This window comes from Roseateles chitinivorans, assembly GCF_050632235.1.
Taxonomy (GTDB): domain Bacteria; phylum Pseudomonadota; class Gammaproteobacteria; order Burkholderiales; family Burkholderiaceae_C; genus Roseateles; species Roseateles chitinivorans_A.
The window spans coordinates 3,081,444-3,098,047 of the sequence record NZ_CP192584.1 but is presented as its reverse complement, the minus strand read 5'-3'; the positions used below and the strand labels follow the sequence as shown (position 1 = coordinate 3,098,047).

Annotated in this window: 13 protein-coding genes; 9 read left to right on the top strand and 4 right to left on the bottom strand. The window is 72.8% G+C overall.

All coding sequences use genetic code 11. The features are described 5' to 3' along the window. Nucleotides 1-32: 32 nt before the first annotated feature. From ACQ859_RS14095 to ACQ859_RS14070, 6 genes are all read left to right on the top strand, one after another. Nucleotides 33-1,772 carry a pseudouridine synthase gene (locus tag ACQ859_RS14095; protein WP_431266299.1) on the top strand — a complete coding sequence of 580 codons (1,740 nt, stop codon included), beginning with the start codon at nt 33-35 and terminating at the stop codon, nt 1,770-1,772. Next, a complete protein-coding gene (locus ACQ859_RS14090) occupies nt 1,769-3,007 on the top strand; it encodes a multidrug effflux MFS transporter (protein WP_431266298.1) in 1,239 nt (412 codons plus the stop codon). Before ACQ859_RS14095 ends, ACQ859_RS14090 begins: the two co-directional genes overlap by 4 nt. Beyond that, on the top strand, nt 3,004-4,044 hold the full coding sequence (miaA, locus tag ACQ859_RS14085) for a tRNA (adenosine(37)-N6)-dimethylallyltransferase MiaA (RefSeq protein ID WP_431266297.1): 1,041 nt from the start codon (nt 3,004-3,006) through the stop codon (nt 4,042-4,044). The genes ACQ859_RS14090 and miaA overlap by 4 nt, the downstream gene beginning before the upstream one ends. A 149-nt stretch (nt 4,045-4,193) precedes the next feature. Continuing rightward, the gene (locus tag ACQ859_RS14080; protein ID WP_431266296.1) at nt 4,194-4,853 is read left to right on the top strand and encodes an ABC transporter ATP-binding protein; all 660 of its coding nucleotides are present in this window, start codon (nt 4,194-4,196) and stop codon (nt 4,851-4,853) included. A 36-nt stretch (nt 4,854-4,889) separates the two neighbouring features. Beyond that, nucleotides 4,890-7,559, top strand: coding sequence for an FtsX-like permease family protein (locus ACQ859_RS14075; protein ID WP_431266295.1), 2,670 nt, complete (start codon nt 4,890-4,892; stop codon nt 7,557-7,559). After that, a complete protein-coding gene (locus tag ACQ859_RS14070; RefSeq protein ID WP_431266294.1) occupies nt 7,559-8,803 on the top strand; it encodes a lipocalin-like domain-containing protein in 1,245 nt (414 codons plus the stop codon). Before ACQ859_RS14075 ends, ACQ859_RS14070 begins: the two co-directional genes overlap by 1 nt. Nucleotides 8,804-8,864: 61 nt before the next feature. Here the strand turns inward: ACQ859_RS14070 and ACQ859_RS14065 are convergent, their stop codons facing one another. Further along, complete coding sequence (locus tag ACQ859_RS14065; protein ID WP_431266293.1) at nt 8,865-9,482, bottom strand: GGDEF domain-containing protein; 618 nt, start codon at nt 9,480-9,482, stop codon at nt 8,865-8,867. A gap of 179 nt (nt 9,483-9,661) precedes the next feature. On the opposite strand from ACQ859_RS14065, the gene ACQ859_RS14060 reads away from it, so the two are divergent. Further along, complete coding sequence (locus tag ACQ859_RS14060; RefSeq protein ID WP_431266292.1) at nt 9,662-11,863, top strand: CHASE domain-containing protein; 2,202 nt, start codon at nt 9,662-9,664, stop codon at nt 11,861-11,863. 20 nt (nt 11,864-11,883) lie between these two features. After that, entirely contained in the window at nt 11,884-12,456 is a 573-nt protein-coding gene (locus ACQ859_RS14055; RefSeq protein WP_431266291.1) for a GNAT family N-acetyltransferase, read from the top strand. A 7-nt stretch (nt 12,457-12,463) separates the two neighbouring features. Here the strand turns inward: ACQ859_RS14055 and ACQ859_RS14050 are convergent, their stop codons facing one another. Then, the gene (locus tag ACQ859_RS14050) at nt 12,464-13,066 is read right to left on the bottom strand and encodes a MarC family protein (RefSeq protein ID WP_431258008.1); all 603 of its coding nucleotides are present in this window, start codon (nt 13,064-13,066) and stop codon (nt 12,464-12,466) included. A 126-nt stretch (nt 13,067-13,192) separates the two neighbouring features. Between ACQ859_RS14050 and ACQ859_RS14045 the strand changes: the two genes are divergently transcribed. Then, entirely contained in the window at nt 13,193-13,705 is a 513-nt protein-coding gene (locus ACQ859_RS14045) for an Lrp/AsnC family transcriptional regulator (RefSeq protein ID WP_431266290.1), read from the top strand. A gap of 84 nt (nt 13,706-13,789) precedes the next feature. Here ACQ859_RS14045 and xerD read toward each other — a convergent pair whose 3' ends face one another. Both xerD and ACQ859_RS14035 read right to left on the bottom strand, forming a co-directional pair. Next, nucleotides 13,790-14,728 (bottom strand): site-specific tyrosine recombinase XerD, encoded by a 939-nt coding sequence (gene xerD / locus ACQ859_RS14040; protein WP_431266550.1) that lies wholly within the window; start codon nt 14,726-14,728, stop codon nt 13,790-13,792. Between the two features lie 214 nt (nt 14,729-14,942). Further along, nucleotides 14,943-16,559, bottom strand: a complete 1,617-nt coding sequence (locus ACQ859_RS14035) for a DegQ family serine endoprotease (protein WP_431266289.1) — start codon at nt 16,557-16,559, stop codon at nt 14,943-14,945. Nucleotides 16,560-16,604 lie beyond the last annotated feature (45 nt).

Below are 16,604 nucleotides of genomic sequence, written 5' to 3'. Positions count from 1 at the left end.
CCGATCCCTCATTCACCAGAAGCAGTACCGACATGGCCACGCTCAAGCTCAACAAGAACAAACCGGCCGATGCCAAGTCGGCGGACGACAAGGGGCCGCGCCGCGCGCCGCTGCGCGGCAAGGGCGTCAACAAGCCGCGCCCGACGCTGGCACAGGCCCAGACCGACCGCGCCGAACGCGAGGCCGCGTTCCAGCGGCGCCTGGCCGAGGAAGGCCGCCAGCGCCATGACCCGCGTCGGGACCCGCGCCGCGAAGATCGCGGCCAGGATGCCCGCGGCCCGCAGGGACGCGACGACCGCCGCGGTGGTCCCGGCCGTCCGCCGCGTGAAGGCGGCTACGGCGAGCGGCCCGATCGGGGCCCGCGTGGGGACGATCGGGGTGGTCCGCGCGGTCAGGGCGGTCAGGGTGATCGCCCCGGCTTCTCCGGCCGCCCTGACGGCGGAGATCGTCGCCCGTACGGCGACCGCCCGCGTTCCGACGACCGTCCCCGCTTCGAGGGCGACCGCCCCCGCCGCGACGACCGGTACGGCGACCGCCCGGCCCGCCCGCAGGGGGATCGACCTTACGGCGACCGCCCGCCGCGGGACCGTGCCTATGGCGACCGGCCTCAAGGCGACCGTCCCCGAGGCGATCGACCCTACGGGGATCGCCCCCAAGGCAACCGGTCTTACGGCGATCGCCCGCAGGGCTACGGTGATCGCCCGCAAGGGGAGCGCTCCTACGGCGACCGCCCGCGCGATGACCGCGGCGGTGATCGCGGCGGTGACCGGTATGCCCGCGGCAACGAAGGCTCGCGCTACGGCAACGGACCGGGCAACGGTCCCGGCAACGGACCGGGCGCCCGCTACGGCGACGACCGCCCCCGCCGCGCGCCCTATGGCGACCGCGATGCGGGCCATCCGTCCGACGTCCATGCCCGCGCCGAACGCGAGGAACGCGCCGAGCGCACCGACCGTCCGCGCCAGCCGGACGCGCCGCGCCAGCCCGCGCCGGTGCGCCTCGCCGAGCAGGATGCCGGCGAGCGCCTGTCCAAGCGCATGAGCGAGCTGGGCCTGGCCTCGCGTCGCGAAGCCGACGAGTGGATCGAGTCCGGCTGGGTGACCGTTGACGGCCAGCTCGCCACGCTGGGCCAGCGCGTCGGCCCGGACGCGAAGATCGAGGTCGACCCCGCCGCCCGTGAACAGCAGGCGCAGCGCGTGACCATCCTGCTGCACAAGCCGATCGGCTACGTCTCCGGCCAGGCCGAGGACGGCTACGAGCCCGCCTCGGTGCTGGTCAAGGCCGACACCCACTGGGGCGAGGACCCGTCCAAGATCCACTGGGCGCCGGGCCACGGCCGCGGCCTCGCGCCGGCCGGCCGCCTGGACATCGATTCCACCGGCCTGCTGGTGCTGACGCAGGACGGCCGCATCGCGCGCCACCTGATCGGCGAGGACTCCGACGTCGAGAAGGAGTACCTGGTCCGCGTCGCGGTCGAGAACGGCGATCCGGCGCTGCATCCGCAGCAGGCGCTGGATCCGCGCGCGGTCGCGATGCTGATGCACGGCCTGGAACTGGACGGCGTGCAGCTGAAGCCGGCCAAGGTCAGCTGGGCCAACGAAGACCAGCTCCGCTTCGTCCTGCGCGAGGGCCGCAAGCGCCAGATCCGCCGGATGTGCGAACTGGTCGGCCTGCGGGTGCTGGGCCTGAAGCGCGTGCGCATCGGCCGCATCCCGCTGGGTCAGCTGCCGCCCGGACAGTGGCGCTACCTCGCGCCCTGGGAGCGCTTTTGAGCGTTCCGTCGCCGGCGGACGTCGATCGCGGCGCGCGTCCCGCGCCCGCGCTCCAGGTCGTCGCGCTGGCGATGCTGCTGGGCCTGCAGCCGGTCACCACCGACCTCTACCTGCCCGCCCTGCCCGGCCTGCGCGCCGATCTGCACGCGGGCATGGGCGCGACGCAGCTGACGCTGTCCGTGCTGATGCTGGCCTTCGGACTCTCCCAGCTGCTGCTGGGCCCGCTGGCTGACCGCTTCGGCCGCCGGCCGGTGCTGCTGGGCGGACTGTCGCTGTACGTCGCCGCCGCGATCGGCGCGGCGCTGGCCGCGACGATCGAGGGCCTCGTCGCCTGCCGCGCGCTGCAGGGCCTGGGCCTGGCGGCGTCGGTCGTCGTCGCCCGCGCCATGCTGCGCGACTGGTTCGAGCCCCAGGAAGGCGCGCGGATGATGGCCAAGGCGCTGTCGGGCCTCGGCGTGATCGCACTGGCCTCGCCGCTGATCGGCGGCGTGCTCGCGGCCGGCCTCGGGTGGCGCTGGGCGATCCTGGCCACGGCCGTCGCGGGGGCCGCGACGCTGGCGATGATCGCGCTGCGCATCCCCGAGAGCCTGCCGCGCCCCGATCCCGCCGCGCTGCGTCCCTCGGGCCTCGTCGCCAACTGGCGAACCGTGCTCTCGAACCCGACCTTCCGCGCCTACGCGCTGCTCACCGCGCTGGCCTACGCGACGCTGTACGCGTTCCTCGCCGGCTCCAGCTTCGTGTTCATCGAGGTCCTGGGGCTGGGCCACCACGCGTACGGCGCGCTGGTCGCCGGCGGCGCCGCGCTCTACGTCACCGGCACGCTGATCTGCCGCCGCTGGCTGCGCACGCTGAGCGTCGCCGACACCGCCGCGCGTGGCGCCGGCTTCACCGCGCTGGGCGCGCTGGGCATGGGCCTGGCGGCCTTCGTGCTGCCGCCGTCGCCATGGGCGCTGATGATCCCGCACGTCGGCATCATGCTGGGCCACGGCGTGCTGCAGCCCTGCGGCCAGGCCGGCGCCGTCGGTCCCTTCCCGCGCCAGGCCGGCGCGGCGGCGGCGCTGTCGGGCTTCGCGATCGCGCTGGTCGCCTTCGCCGTCGGCGCCTGGCTCAGCGCCAGCCTCGACGGCACCGTGACGCCGCTCGCCGCCACCATGATGGTCCTGGGCCTGTGCACCGCCACCTGCGCCTGGACGCTGGTCCGCCGGCACGGCCAGCCGCAACGTCGTTCCGCATGAACAAGCTTCACTCGTCCGACGCCGGCCTCGGTGTCGAGTCCGCCGCCATCGACGCGGCGGCTGGAACCGCCGCCGCGACGCACGCCGCCGTCGGCGCCTCGGGGCACGACCTGACCCCGCTCTGCATCGCCGGTCCGACCGGCTGCGGCAAGACCGCCGCGGCGCTCGCGATCGCGCGCCGCCAGCCGGTCGAGATCATCAGCGTCGACTCGGCGCTGGTGTACCGCGGCATGGACATCGGCACGGCCAAGCCGACGCCGGAGGAACTCGCGTCGGTGCCGCACCACCTGATCGACATCCTCGAACCGACGGAGAGTTATTCCGCCGCGCAGTTCGTCCGTGATGCGACGCGCCTCGTGCCGGAGATCCAGTCCCGCGGCGCCCGTCCGCTGCTCGTGGGCGGGACGATGCTGTACTTCAAGGCGCTCTTCGACGGCCTGTCCGAGCTGCCCCAGGCCGATCCGGCGCTGCGGGCGCAGCTCGACGCGGACGCGGCGCGCGACGGCTGGCCCGCGATGCACGCGCGCCTGGCCGCGCTCGATCCGGAGACGGCGGCGCGCCTGGCGCCGCTGGATTCGCAACGGATCCAGCGCGCGCTGGAGGTGTGCCTGCTCAGCGGCGAACCGATGTCGGCGCTCTACCGGCGGCAGCGCTCGTCGGGCGTCGACTGGCCCCTGATCTCGCTCGAGCCCTCGGACGAGGCCCGCGCCTGGCTGCATGCGCGGCTCGGCCAACGTTTCGCGCTGATGCTCGAGCAAGGCTTCATCGACGAGGTGCGCCGCCTGCGCGCGCGCGGCGACCTGCATCCGGGCCTGCCGTCGATGCGCTGCGTCGGCTACCGGCAGGCGTGGGAGCTGCTCGACGCGAACGAGGCCACGCCCGACCTCGCCGCGCTGCAGGACCTCGGCACCGCCGCGACGCGGCAGCTCGCCAAGCGGCAGATCACCTGGCTGCGCAGCATGCCGGCACGCCGCATCGTGCCGGCCGAGGCGCCGGACGCGCTCGACCGGCTGATCGCACACCTCGACGGGATCTGAGCGGGATCGTGGCGGGACAGGCGCCACAATTCATCGATCGACCCGCCGCCTCCCGGCCTGCCGCTGCTCCAAGACGATGTCCCAAGGCGCTTGATTCACGGCGCTTCTTCACGACGTTTCTCCCCGACGATTGGAAGATGGTTTCGACGATGGAAGTCCCGCTCCTCACCGCCACCGGCCTGACCAAGCGCTACGGCGCGCAGACGCTGTTCGAGCACCTGTCGCTCACGCTGCATCGCGGGGAGATGCTCGCGCTGCTCGGCGAATCCGGCAGCGGCAAGTCCACGCTGCTGAACGGCCTGGCCGCGCTGGAGCCGCTGGACCGGGGTCAGGTCGTGCTGCTGGGCCGCGACATCCTGTCGCTGGACGAGTCCGGCCAGGCGCAACTGCGCCGCGAGCAGCTGGGCTTCGTGTTCCAGGCCTTCCATGTGCTGCCGCATCTGAACGTCCACGACAACGTCGCGCTGCCACTCCTGCTGCAGGGCAAGCCCGATCCGAAGCGGGTCGCCGAGATGCTCGACGCGGTCGGCCTGTCCGCGCAGGCCCGGCATCTGCCGCGGCAGCTGTCCGGCGGTCAGCTGCAGCGCGTCGCGATCGCCCGCGCGCTGGTGCACCGGCCCGTGCTGGTGCTGGCCGACGAACCCACCGGCAACCTCGACCCGTCGCATGCCGACCAGGTCATGCGGCTGCTTCGGCAGCAGCTGCTGGAGCAGAACGCGGCCTGTCTGCTGGTGACGCACTCGGCGCATGCGGCCGAACTCGCGGACCGCCGGCTGCGGCTCGAGAACGGCCACCTCGTCGAGGCGTGAGTCCTCGATGAACCGGCAACCCCGAATGATCTCGCGATGACCGCGCCTCCAAGTACCTCCGCCGTCGACGGCCTGCGCCGCGCCTGGGGCTGGTGGTGGCAGCTGTCGTGGCCGGCCTTGCGCCTGCAGTGGGGCCGGCAGCTCGCCGCGCTGCTGACGATCGCGCTGGGCCTGGCGCTCGCCGGCGCGGTGCACTGGATCAACGCCTCGGCGCTGGCGCAGTTCGAGTCCGCCGCGCGCCAGAGCAGCGCCCAGGCCGACACCGAGCTCAGTCCCGCGCCCGGCGCCGCGCCGCTGTCCGACCGCTACTTCGGCGAACTCGCCGCGCGCGACGACATCGCCGCGCTCGCGCCCCGGCTCGACGCCAGCATCCGGCTGCAAGGCCGCGACGGGACCTGGCAGCGCGTGCGGCTGATCGGGCTGGACCTGGTGCAGCTCGGGGCCTTCCATCCGCAATGGTTCCCGCGCCTTGACGGCGCCGATCTCGGACGCGCGCTGCGCGAGCCGGCGCTGCTGGTCAGCGATGCGGCGTGGACGAGACTCGGTTTCGACATCGCCGCCAGTGCAGGCCCGGGCATGGGCGCGGGCGCCAGCACGCCACGATCCACCACGCCGCCAGCCACCTCGGCCTCGGGGACCGTCGCGCGCCCGACCTTGCCGACGACGCTGCGCGTGGACCTGCCGGACGAGCCGGCCCCGCTGCCCGTCGCCGGCCGCGTGCCGGACCGCCAGCAGCCGCTGGTGATCATCGACATCGCCTGGGCGCAGCAGCTTCTGCATCGCCCCGGTCAGCTCGACGCGATCCTGCTGCGCATGGCGCCGGGCCGCGCGGTGCCCGCCGACTGGCCGGCCGGCATCCAGGCCCAGGCGCCTGCGGACCAGGCCCGCCAGCAGGCCGACGAGGCGCGCCGCCTCACGCGCGCCTACCGCCTCAACCTCGGCGTGCTGTCGCTGATGGCGCTCTTCGTCGGCGCGTTCATGGTCTTCGCGGTGCACAGCCTGTCGGTGGCGCAGCGGCTGCCGCAACTCGCGCTGCTGGGCGTGCTCGGCATGAGCGCGCGGCAACGGCTGGCGCTGCTGGTGTCGGAAGCGCTGGTGCTCGGACTCGCCGGCGCGGTGCTGGGACTGGGGCTGGCCATCGCGCTCGCGGAACTCGGCCTGCATGCGCTGGGCGGCGATCTCGGCAGCGGGCTGACCGGCCTGAGCGGCGGGCGGCCCGAGTTGCAGCTCTCGGCCGCGTCGATCGCGGGGCTGCTCGCGCTGGGACCGCTGGTGAGCCTGGGCGCGGCCGCCCTGCCCTTGGCACGGCTGCGCGGGCTGCCGGTCGCGCAGGTGCTCAAGGGCCTGGGCAGCGGCGGCGACGCCGGCCGCTGGTGGTGGCTGGGCCCCGTGCTGCTGGCCGCGGCCCTGCCGCTGACCTGGCTGCCCTCGGTCTTCGGACTGCCGCTCGGCACCTACGCCGCGATGGTGGCGCTGCTGCTGGGCGCGCTGGGCACGGTGCCCTTCGTGCTGCGCGCGATCACCGGCCTGTTGCGCGGCTGGGCGGCGCGGCGCGCGCTGCCGCTGCTGGCCGTCGAGCGCGCCCGCGACCAGGCCGGCGAAGCCGGCCGGCTGATCGCCGGCGTGCTGGTCGCGCTGGCGCTCGCGGTGGCCATGCTGGTGATGGTCGCGAGCTTCCGCAATTCGCTGGACCAGTGGCTCAGCGACATGCTGCCCGCCGACCTCTACCTGCGTCAGACCGCCCGCGACAGCGCCCAGCAGGGCCAGCCGATGCCGCCGGGCCTGGCCGCGTCGGCGGCCGCGCTGCCGGGCGTCGAGCGCGTGGCGGCGCAGCGCACCCGCGCCATCGGCCTCCGCGTGCGCGGCATGACCGGCGGCACGACGCTGCTGGCGCGGCCGCTCGATCACCGCCTGCCGCTGCAGGGCGAGGCCGCGACGCTGCCCGAAGGCCTGCAGCCGGTCTACATCAACGAGGCGATGCGCGACGAGCTCCGGCTCGCGCCGGGCGACCGCTTCATGCTCCGGCTCGACGGCCGCCAGCTGCCGGTCGGCGTCAAGGCGATCTGGCGCGACTACAGCCGCCAGAGCGGCGCGGTGCTGATGGAACGCCGCGATTGGGAGCGGCTCAGCGGCGATGCCGCGATCACCGAGCTCGCGCTGTGGCTGAAGCCCGATGCCGATCCGGTGGCCGTGCAACAGGCGCTGCGCGCGGCCTCCGGCGCGCCGGAGTCGCTGGAGATCGCCTCGGCCGGCGAGCTGCGGCGCTTCTCGCTCGCGATCTTCGACCGCAGTTTCGCGATCACCTACTGGCTGCAGGCGGTGGGGCTTGGACTGGGGCTGTTCGGCGTGGCGGCCAGCCTGTCGGCGCAACTGCTGGCGCGCCGGCGCGAATTCGGCCTGCTGCTGCACCTCGGCCTGACGCGCGCGATGCTGCGCCGGCTGGTGCTCGCCGAGACGCTGCTGCAGGCGCTTGCCGGCGCGGCCATGGGGCTGCTGGTCGGCCTGGCCATCAGCGCGGTGCTGGTGTTCCGGCTCAATCCGCAGAGTTTCCACTGGAGCATGGACTGGTCGATCCCGGGTTGGCGCGTCGCGGCGCTGCTGGCGGCCAGCCTGCTCGCCACCGGCGCGACCGCCGCCTGGGCCAGCGCCCGCGCGCTGCGCGCCGGCCGCGGCGAGGCCTTGCGCGCCGTGCGGGAGGATTGGTGATGATCGGACGACGCCCGTTGCTGAACGGCCTGGGACTCGCGGCGCTCGCCGGGTCGACGCCGTCCGTGTTCGCCCGGGACCGTGCGCGTGCGTCCGGTGCTGCGACAGCGTCGGCATCGGCATCGGGGCGGACGTCGACGCCGCCCCCGGCCTCGGAGACGCTGTCCGCCGCGCCGCTGCGTTTCCCGCGCGACCACGGCGCGCACCCCGAGACCCGCGTCGAATGGTGGTACGTGACCGGCGTCCTGCATGCGGCATCGGGGGCAGCCGCGCCGGCCGGCAATGCCAGCGCCGGGACGCGACCCGACTTCGGTTTCCAGCTGACCTTCTTCCGTGTCCGTAACGACCTGAAGCGTCCGTTGTCATCGGCCTTCTCGCCGGACCAGATGATGCTGGGCCATGCCGCGATCTCGGACCTGGGCCGGCAACGCCTGCTGCACGACCAGCAGGTCTTGCGCCACGGTTTCGCGAACGCGCGGACCGAGCTCGACGACACCCGCGTGCGCCTGGGCGGCTGGCAGTTGCGCCGCGTCGACGGTCCCGGGGGCCGCAGCCGCTACGCGTTGCTGATGGCGAGCGAGTCCGCCGGCTTCGCCCTCGAGCTGACGCTGGATGCGCCGCAGGCGCCGCTGCTGCAGGGGCGTGCCGGCTGGTCGCGCAAGGGACCGGACGCGCAGCAGGCGAGCCGCTACGTCAGCGAGCCGCAGCTGTCCGGCTCGGGCCGGCTCTCGTTGCGCGAGGGCGGTTCGCACGGGACGCGCGAGCTGCGGGCCTGCGCCTGGCTCGATCACGAATGGAGCAACCAGTACCTCGGCCGCGGCGCCGACGCGGCGCCGGACCGCGCGGTCGGCTGGGACTGGCTGGGACTGAACCTCGACGACGGCGCGTCGCTGACGCTGTTCCGGATGCGGGGTCAGGACGGCACGGTGATCTGGACCGGCGGCAGCTGGCGCGCGGCAACGGGCGGCACGCCGGTCGACTTCGAGCAGCAGGTGCAGTTCGAGCCGCAGGCATTCTGGAAGAGCCCCGTCAGCCTCGCGACCTACCCGGTGCGCTGGCGCATCCGCACGCCGCGCGGCGTGTTCCTGGTCGAGGCCGCGTACGCCGCACAGGAGATCGACACCCGCCGCAGCACCGGCTTCCCGTACTGGGAAGGCGTGGCGCGCGTGAGCGACGAGGCCGGCCGGCCGCTGGGCTGGGGCTACCTCGAGATGACGGGCTACGCAGGCCGGGTGCCGCTGTAGCGGCACGCCTTGCACGCCGGGCGCGCCGGCTCGGCTCGGCTCGGCTCGGTGCGGTGCCCTGCTAGGCCGGCCGCGTCCCGCTGTAGCGGTTGCGTCCCGACGGGATCGCCGCATAGGCGCGCACGCAGTTGCAGCCGGCGCCACGCGCCATCGCCAGCGCCTGGCGGGCCTGCTGCAGCAGCTGGTCCGCGCCCTGCTGCGGCTCACGCCGCCAGTCCTGCCAATGGGCCAGGCCCAGGCTCGCGCTCAAGGGCAGCGCCTGCCCCTGCCAGCGGTAGTCCAGCGTCGCGACGCGGGCGCGCACCCGGTCGGCGGCGTCCAGCGCGCCCAGCGGATCGGTGCACGGCAGGTAGGCGGCCCAGACGCCCCGCGGCAGCGGCAGCAGCCAGTCGCCGCCGCGCAGTTGTTGCCGCACGAGCTGGTCGAGGCGCTCGTCCAGCGCGAGGATGCATTCGTCGCCGTACTGCTGCTGCAGACGCGCCCAGGGATCGAGTTCCAGCAGCATCAGCACGCCGTCGTGGCGGTGTCGCTGCGCGCGGGCGGCCTCGCGTTTGAGGTCGTCCATCAGCTGCGCCTCGTCGGCGGCGGCGATCCGCGCCGGCGGCTCGCGACGAGCCTGCCAACGCCGCCGCAGGAATGTCCACCAGGCCCCGGGGCCCCTGTCCGAGTCTTGAGCCATGCCGCCCACCTTCGCCGGAGATGAGGATTGATTGCAGCACAGGAGCAAGCCGCGCGCCGCCCCCTTGAGCGAGGGAGGATAGGCGCTTGCGCCACGCCGCGTGGCATCAGTTGTAACGAATCCGGGCGCGCCGCAAGGACGCATGCAGGCGGCCCGCGCCTGCTCTACAGTCGACGGCTGTGTCCAGCGCCCGCGGCCTGACCGCCCTGCCCGTGCACGTCACCCCAGAGCCACCTCCGCAGGATCCGCGGGATCCACGGGATTCCACCTTCCACGAGACCGTCGCGCCGCCGCCCGACGACCTGCCGATGCCTGCCGTCGTGGCCGCGCTGCTGGTGCTGCTGGTGGGTCTGGCGCTGACGCTCAGCGCGATGCTGTGGAACCGCAACCGCGTCGTCGCCGAAGGTCACCGCGTCCTCGACGCGCAGATGGAGCGACTGCAGCACGACATCGTCCAGCGCTTCACGCAACCGGTCTACGGCCTGAAGGGCGCGCGCGGCACGATCGCCGCCCTGCACGGCCGCATGAGCCGGGGCGCGTTCCGCGCCTACGTCGAATCGCGCGACCTGCCGCGCGAGTTCCCCGGCGTGCGCGGCTTCGGTTTCGTCCCGCGCGTGATGCGGGCGGATCTCCCCGCGTTCATCGCCGCCGAGCGGGCCGACGGCGCGCCGCAGTTCTCGGTGCGCGGTTTCGGCAATACCGCGCCGGACCTCTTCGTCGTCGCGCACATCGAGCCGCTGTCGCAGAACTACCCGGCCTGGGGATTCGACCTGGGGTCGGAGGCGATCCGCCGCCGCGCCATCGAGCGGTCCATCACCACCGGCGAGGCGACGCTGTCCGCGCCGGTGCCGCTGGTGCAGGACCGCGCCCACGGGCCCGGCATGCTGCTGCTGGTGCCGGTCTTCCGCGACGGCGCCGATCCGACGACGCCCGAGCAGCGGCGCCAGGCCTTGCTGGGCGTGCTCTACGCGCCGCTGGTGGCGCAGGAGATCCTGCACGGCCTCAAGGAAGGCCTGGCGGCCGCGCCCATGGATTTCCGGCTGCTGGTCGACGACCACACGCCGACCGAGGACCTGCTGCTGGACTCCGCCACCGGCATCCAGCCGCTGGACGCGCCGCCGACCGCGCGCAGTGGCTTCGACAGCCGCGTCGTCCGGGACGAGCGCCAGCTCGAGATCTCCGGCCGCGCCTTCCGCGTCGAGGCCGCGCTGACGACCGCCTACGAACGCGCCGTCATCGACGCCGCCGGCTGGGGGCCGGGGCTGATCGGCCTGCTGCTGACGGCGCTGCTGGCGGCGACGAGCTACCTGCTGGCGGCCGGCCGCGCCCGCGCGCAGGCGCTCGCCGACGCGATGACCGAGGACCTGCGCCGCCTGACGCTGGACCAGCAGGCGATGCTGGACACCGAGGTCATCGCCATGGCCAAGCTGCGCGGCCGGCGCATCGTCTGGAAGAACGGCGCGCTGGAACGGCTGTTCGCCTACGGCCGCGACGAGATGCTCGGGCTGCCGGTGCGCGACCTCTACATCGACGAGGACACCTTCGTCGCGCTCGGCCAGAACGCCTATCCGGTGCTGCGGCGCGGCGGGCATTACCGCAGCCAGCAGCAGATGCGGCGCAAGGACGGCAGCCTCGTCTGGGTGGACCTGAACGGCGTCGCGCTGCCGGGCGAGCGCGACGAGGAGACCACGCTCTGGATGATGGTCGACATCACGCAGAGCAAGGCCTACGAGGCGCGCGTCGAACGCGCGGCCTTCCACGACGCGCTCACCGGCCTGCCCAACCGCGTGCTGCTCGCCGACCGGCTCCGCCAGGCGATCGCCTCGGCGCAACGGCTGAAGCAGGCGGTGGCGGTGGCCTACCTGGACCTGGACGGCTTCAAGGCCGTCAACGACACCCACGGCCACGACGCGGGCGACGAGGTGCTGAAGGCGGTCTCGCAACGGCTGGCGGCCGGGATCCGGGCGACGGACACCGCCGCGCGCCTGGGCGGGGACGAGTTCGTCGTGCTGCTGACCCCACTGCCCTCGCCCAGCGACAGCCGCCCCGTGTGCGAGCGGCTGCTGCGCGCGATCCTGGCGCCGGTGCCGTTGAGCTCGGGCGCGGTGGTCCAGGTCGGCGCCAGCTTCGGCGTCGCGCACTACCCGCTCGACGGCGTCGATGCGGAGGTGTTGATGAGCCGCGCGGACCAGACCATGTTCGAGTCCAAGCGCGCCGGGCGCTGCCGGATCCGCTGGCTCAACGGGGCGCAGCCGCCGCAGGAGATCGACCTGTCGGCGTTGCGGCAGCCGGCGGCCGCATCCGCAGGCGCGGCTTCGAGCCCGCCTTCGACCCCGCCGGACGCCGGCACCCGCGAAGGTGACCACAGTCACGCGCGCTGAGCGCGTCGTACAGTCGGGCGATGACGATCCTGACCACCCCTCGGCTCCGTCTCGAGCCGATGACCGACGCCCACCTGGACGGGCTGTTCGAGATGAACCGCGACCCCGAGGTGATGCGCTACATCACCGGCAAGCCCGACACGCTCGCGGACACGCAAGCCATGATCGACCGGGTCAAGAAGCGCTGGGGCGACTGGGGCTTCAGCTGGTGGACCTTCTTCGAGATCGAGACCGGCGAGATCGTCGGCGCCGGCTGCATCCAGCACCTGCGCGGCGAGACCACGAATCCGCACGAGATCGGCTGGCGCCTGCGCCGCGATCGCTGGAGCCGGGGCTACGGCTCGGAGGCGGCGCGCCGGATGGCCGCCTTCGCGTTCGACACGCTGAACGCGCCGGAGATCGTCGCGGTCTGCGAGCCGGAGAACGAGGGCTCGGCGCACATCATGAAGAAGCTCGGCATGAGCTACCGCGAGACGCAGCGCTGGCACGAGGCGGACATCGCGGTCTACGGCATGACGGTGGACGAGTGGCGCCACTCGCCGTCCGCCGCCAAGGCGGCGCAAGAGATGTCCCCAACGCCCCGCGGCGTCTGACGCGTCGTCACAACCCGCCGACGAAGTAGCGCTTCAGGCCGGACAGGATCATCTCGACCGCGATGGCGGTCAGCACCAGGCCCATCAGCTTCTCGATCGCGGAGACGACCGAGTCCCCCAGCAGCTTGCGGATCCGGTCCGCCAGGATCAGCGCGAGGAACGAGATCACCATCGCGGTGAACAGCGCGCCAATCCATTCCGCGACGCGGTCGGGCTGGCGCGAGGCCAGCAGCAGCACCGTCGCCATCGCCGACGGACCGGCCAGCAGCGGCACGGCCAGCGGGAAGATGAACGGCTCGCGGCCGGTCTCCACGCCGTAAGCGGATTCGCCGGCGTGGCTGAAGATCATCCGGATCGCGATGATGATCAGGATCACCCCGCCGGCCACCTCGAGCGACCGCTCGGACAGGTGCATCAGGCGCAGGAAGCCCTCGCCCAGGAACATGAACGCGAGCAGCACGAAGAAGGCGATGCCGACCTCGCGCAGCGCGACCTTCAGCCGGCGCTCACGCGGCACGGCCCGCATGATCGGGATGAAGATCGGCAGGCTGCCCAGCGGGTCGAGCACCAGCAGCAGCAGGATGAGGGCGGAGAGGAAACTGTGATCCATGGGGCCGGATTCTCGCCGATGGCGGGCCGTCGGGCACCTGGCGTTGGCGTGCCGCCACGCACGCTTCGTTCATCTGGATCATTAGAATCGCAACAATTCCTCGCCAAGGCATCGTTGACGAACAAGATGAACGACAGATCGGAGAAGAAACCGACCCCTGCCCGGCCGACGGGACCGGTGGCGCTGGACGCGATCGACCTGCGGATCCTGGAGGCTTTGCAGCGCGACGGCCGGATGTCCAACGTCGACTTGGCGACGCAGGTCCACCTGTCGGCGCCGCAGTGCTTCCGCCGCGTGCGCGCGCTGGAAGAGCGCGGCGTGCTGCGGGGTTACCGCGCCGACGTGGCCCCGCTGGCGCTGGGGCTGAGCGTCACCGCCTACGTCAGCCTGAACATCACCGCGCAGGCCTTCGTCCGCGTGCGGGAGATCGAGTCGCTGATCCGCGACTTCCCCGAGATCCTGGAGTGCCACACCGTGTCGGGCGACTCCGATTACCTGCTGAAGGTGGTCGCGCGCGACCTGCAGGCGCTGTCGAAGTTCCTCACCGACAAGCTGATGCAGCTCGACGGCGTGGCCGACGTACGGTCGATGATCTGCCTGGAGGAGATCAAGCCGCCTGCCGGTCTGCCGGTGGCTTGATCGGCGCGGTCAGGACGCCCTCCCCGGCCACGGCCACGATCAGGACGACGGCCACGGATCCGAGGCCTCGCGCCGCGCGTCGCTTCACCCGCGCGGATGGTGTGCCGCGTGCAAGGCCTTGAGGCGCTCCCGCGCCACGTGCGTGTAGATCTGCGTCGTCGACAGGTCCGCGTGGCCAAGCAGCAGCTGGACCGCGCGCAGATCCGCGCCGTGGTTGAGCAGATGCGTCGCGAACGCATGCCGCAGCGTGTGCGGCGAGATCGGGCTGGTGATGCCGGCGATGACGGCGTACTTCTTGACGATCCGCCAGAAGCTCTCCCGCGTCATCGCCTGTCCGAAGCGGCTGAGGAAGAGGTCGTCGGTGTTGCGCGCGCTGAGCAGCTGCGTGCGCGCTTCCCCCAGGTAGCGCATCAGCCAGACATGCGCCTCCTCGCCGAACGGCACCATCCGCTCCTTGTCGCCCTTGCCGGTCACGCGCAGCACGGCCTCGCGCAGGCCCACGTGCACGCTCTTGAGCGTGACCAGCTCGGTCACGCGCAGGCCGCTGGCGTACATCAGCTCCAGCATCGCGCGATCGCGCAGGCCCTGCGCGGTGCCCACGTCGGGCGCGTCGAGCAGCGCCTCGACCTGAAGCTGCGACAAGGTCTTGGGCACGCGCATCGGCTGCTTGGCGGTGATCAGCTTGAGCGTGGGGTCGCGCTCGATGCGGCGCTCGCGCAGCGCCCATCGGAAGTAGCGCTTGAAGACCGAGAGCCGCCGGTTCGCCGAACTCGCCTTGCCGCCGTCGTGGCGCGCGGTCGCATAGCCCATCAGGTCGAGTTCCTCGACCTGGTCGAGCGTCCGGTCCCGCTCCATGGCCACCCACTCGGCCAGCAGCTGGAGGTCGCGCCGGTAGGCCAGCTGGGTGTTGCGGGACAGGCCCTCCTCGATCCAGAGCGACTCGATGAAGGCGTCGATCGCGCGTGCGCTGCGCTCACGCGCGGCGGAAGGAGCGGCGGAAGGGGGACGGAAGGAGCGGCAGATTCGGAGCTGGACGGCAACTTCGGCAATGGCGACGGCATGCCGCGCATGATGCCAGCGCGCGATCGGCGCCTCCGTCCCGCCTGATCAAAAAGGGCCCGCGCCACCACGCGCGGGCCCCACGGAGCAACCGCCACAGGCAGCGGTTGGTTGGGACTGGCGCCGACCCGGAGGCCGGCGTGAAGGAAAGGAACCGAGGACGCCGGAACGCGCGCGGTCAGCCGATGCGCACCGGCACGAAGATCTTGTCGCCGCCGCGCTGCACCAGCAGCGCGACCGACTTCTCCGCGCCCTTGACCGCGCTGCGGACCTGGTCCAGCGACTGCACCGGCGTGCCGTTGACCGCCAGCAGCACGTCGCCGGGACGGACGCCCGCGCGCGCCGCCGCGCTGCCGTCGCCGACCTCCTGGATCAGCAGGCCGTCGCGGGTGCCGAGCTGGCGGCGCTCCTCGGATTGCAGCGGCCGCAGGGTCAGGCCCAGCTTGGCGTGATCGGCATCCGCCTCGCCGCCGCCCTTGGCCAGCTTGGCGCCCTTCTCGTTGGCATCGCCGAGGGTGGCGGTGACCGTCTCGCGCTTGCCGCTGCGCCAGACGTCGATGTCGACCTTGTCGCCAGGCAGGGACTGGTCCACCAGCGCCGGCAGATCGCCGCTGGACACGATGCGCTGGCCCTTGAAGCCGAGGATCACGTCACCCGAGCGCAGGCCCGCCTTGGCGGCCGGACCGTTGTCCTCGACGTTGGCGACCAGCGCGCCTTCCGGACGGTCCAGCTTGAAGGAGTCGGCGAAGCCCTGGTTGACCTCCTGCACCATCACGCCGAGCTTGGCGTGCTGCACCTTGCCGCCCTTCTCGATCTGCTGGCGGACCTTGGTGGCCACCTCGACCGGGATCGCGAACGACAGGCCCTGATAGCCGCCCGAGGCGCTGTAGATCTGCGAGTTGATGCCGACCACCTCGCCCCGCGCGTTGAACAGCGGGCCGCCGGAGTTGCCGGGGTTGATCGCGACGTCGGTCTGCAGGAAGGGGACGCGGCTCTCGTCCGGGCCCAGCGAGCGGCCCTTGGCGCTGATCACGCCGGCGCTGACGCTGTTCTCGAAACCGAAGGGCGAGCCGATCGCCAGCACCCATTCGCCCACGCGCAGGTCCTTGGTCGCGCCCAGGCGGACGGTCGGCAGGTTCTTGGCCTCGATCTTCAGGACCGCGACGTCGGTCGACTTGTCGCTGCCCAGCACCTTGGCGCGGTACTCGCGACGGTCGGTCAGCTTGACGACCACCTCCTGCGCGTCCTGCACGACGTGGGCGTTGGTCAGGATCACGCCGTCGGCGCTGACGATGAAGCCGGAACCCTGGCCGCGGATCTCGCGGCTGCCGCCTTCACCGCCGCCGTTGGGGCCGCCAGGCATGCCCGGCACGCCGAAGCGCCGGAAGAATTCGTAGAAGGGATCGTCGGGATCGATCTGCGGGGCGCGCGCGGCACGCGTCTTGACCGTGCCCGACACGCTGATGTTGACCACCGCCGGGCCTTGCGCCGCGGCGATCTGCGCGAAGTCGGGCATGCCCGACGGCGGCGGCGTGAAGGTCGCGGCCGGCGCCGCGGCATTCGCGGTGGCCGTCGCACCGCCGGTACTGGTCAGCGGGGTCGTGGCCGCGGCCACCTGGGTGTCGCCGCCCGACGTCGCGGCCGCGTCGGCCGTCGCCTGTGTCGAGCCATCCGCCACCGGCATCAGCTTCGCATTGCGCATGGCGAGCGCACCGCCCGCCGCCCCCAGCACGCCAGCCGCGGCCAGCGCCCACACGAGTTTCTTCACCGGAATCATCTTCTCCACTTGAGTCATGTGAACCTCCAGATTCGCTGAGCCTCGTCGGGGATGGGCCCCGGC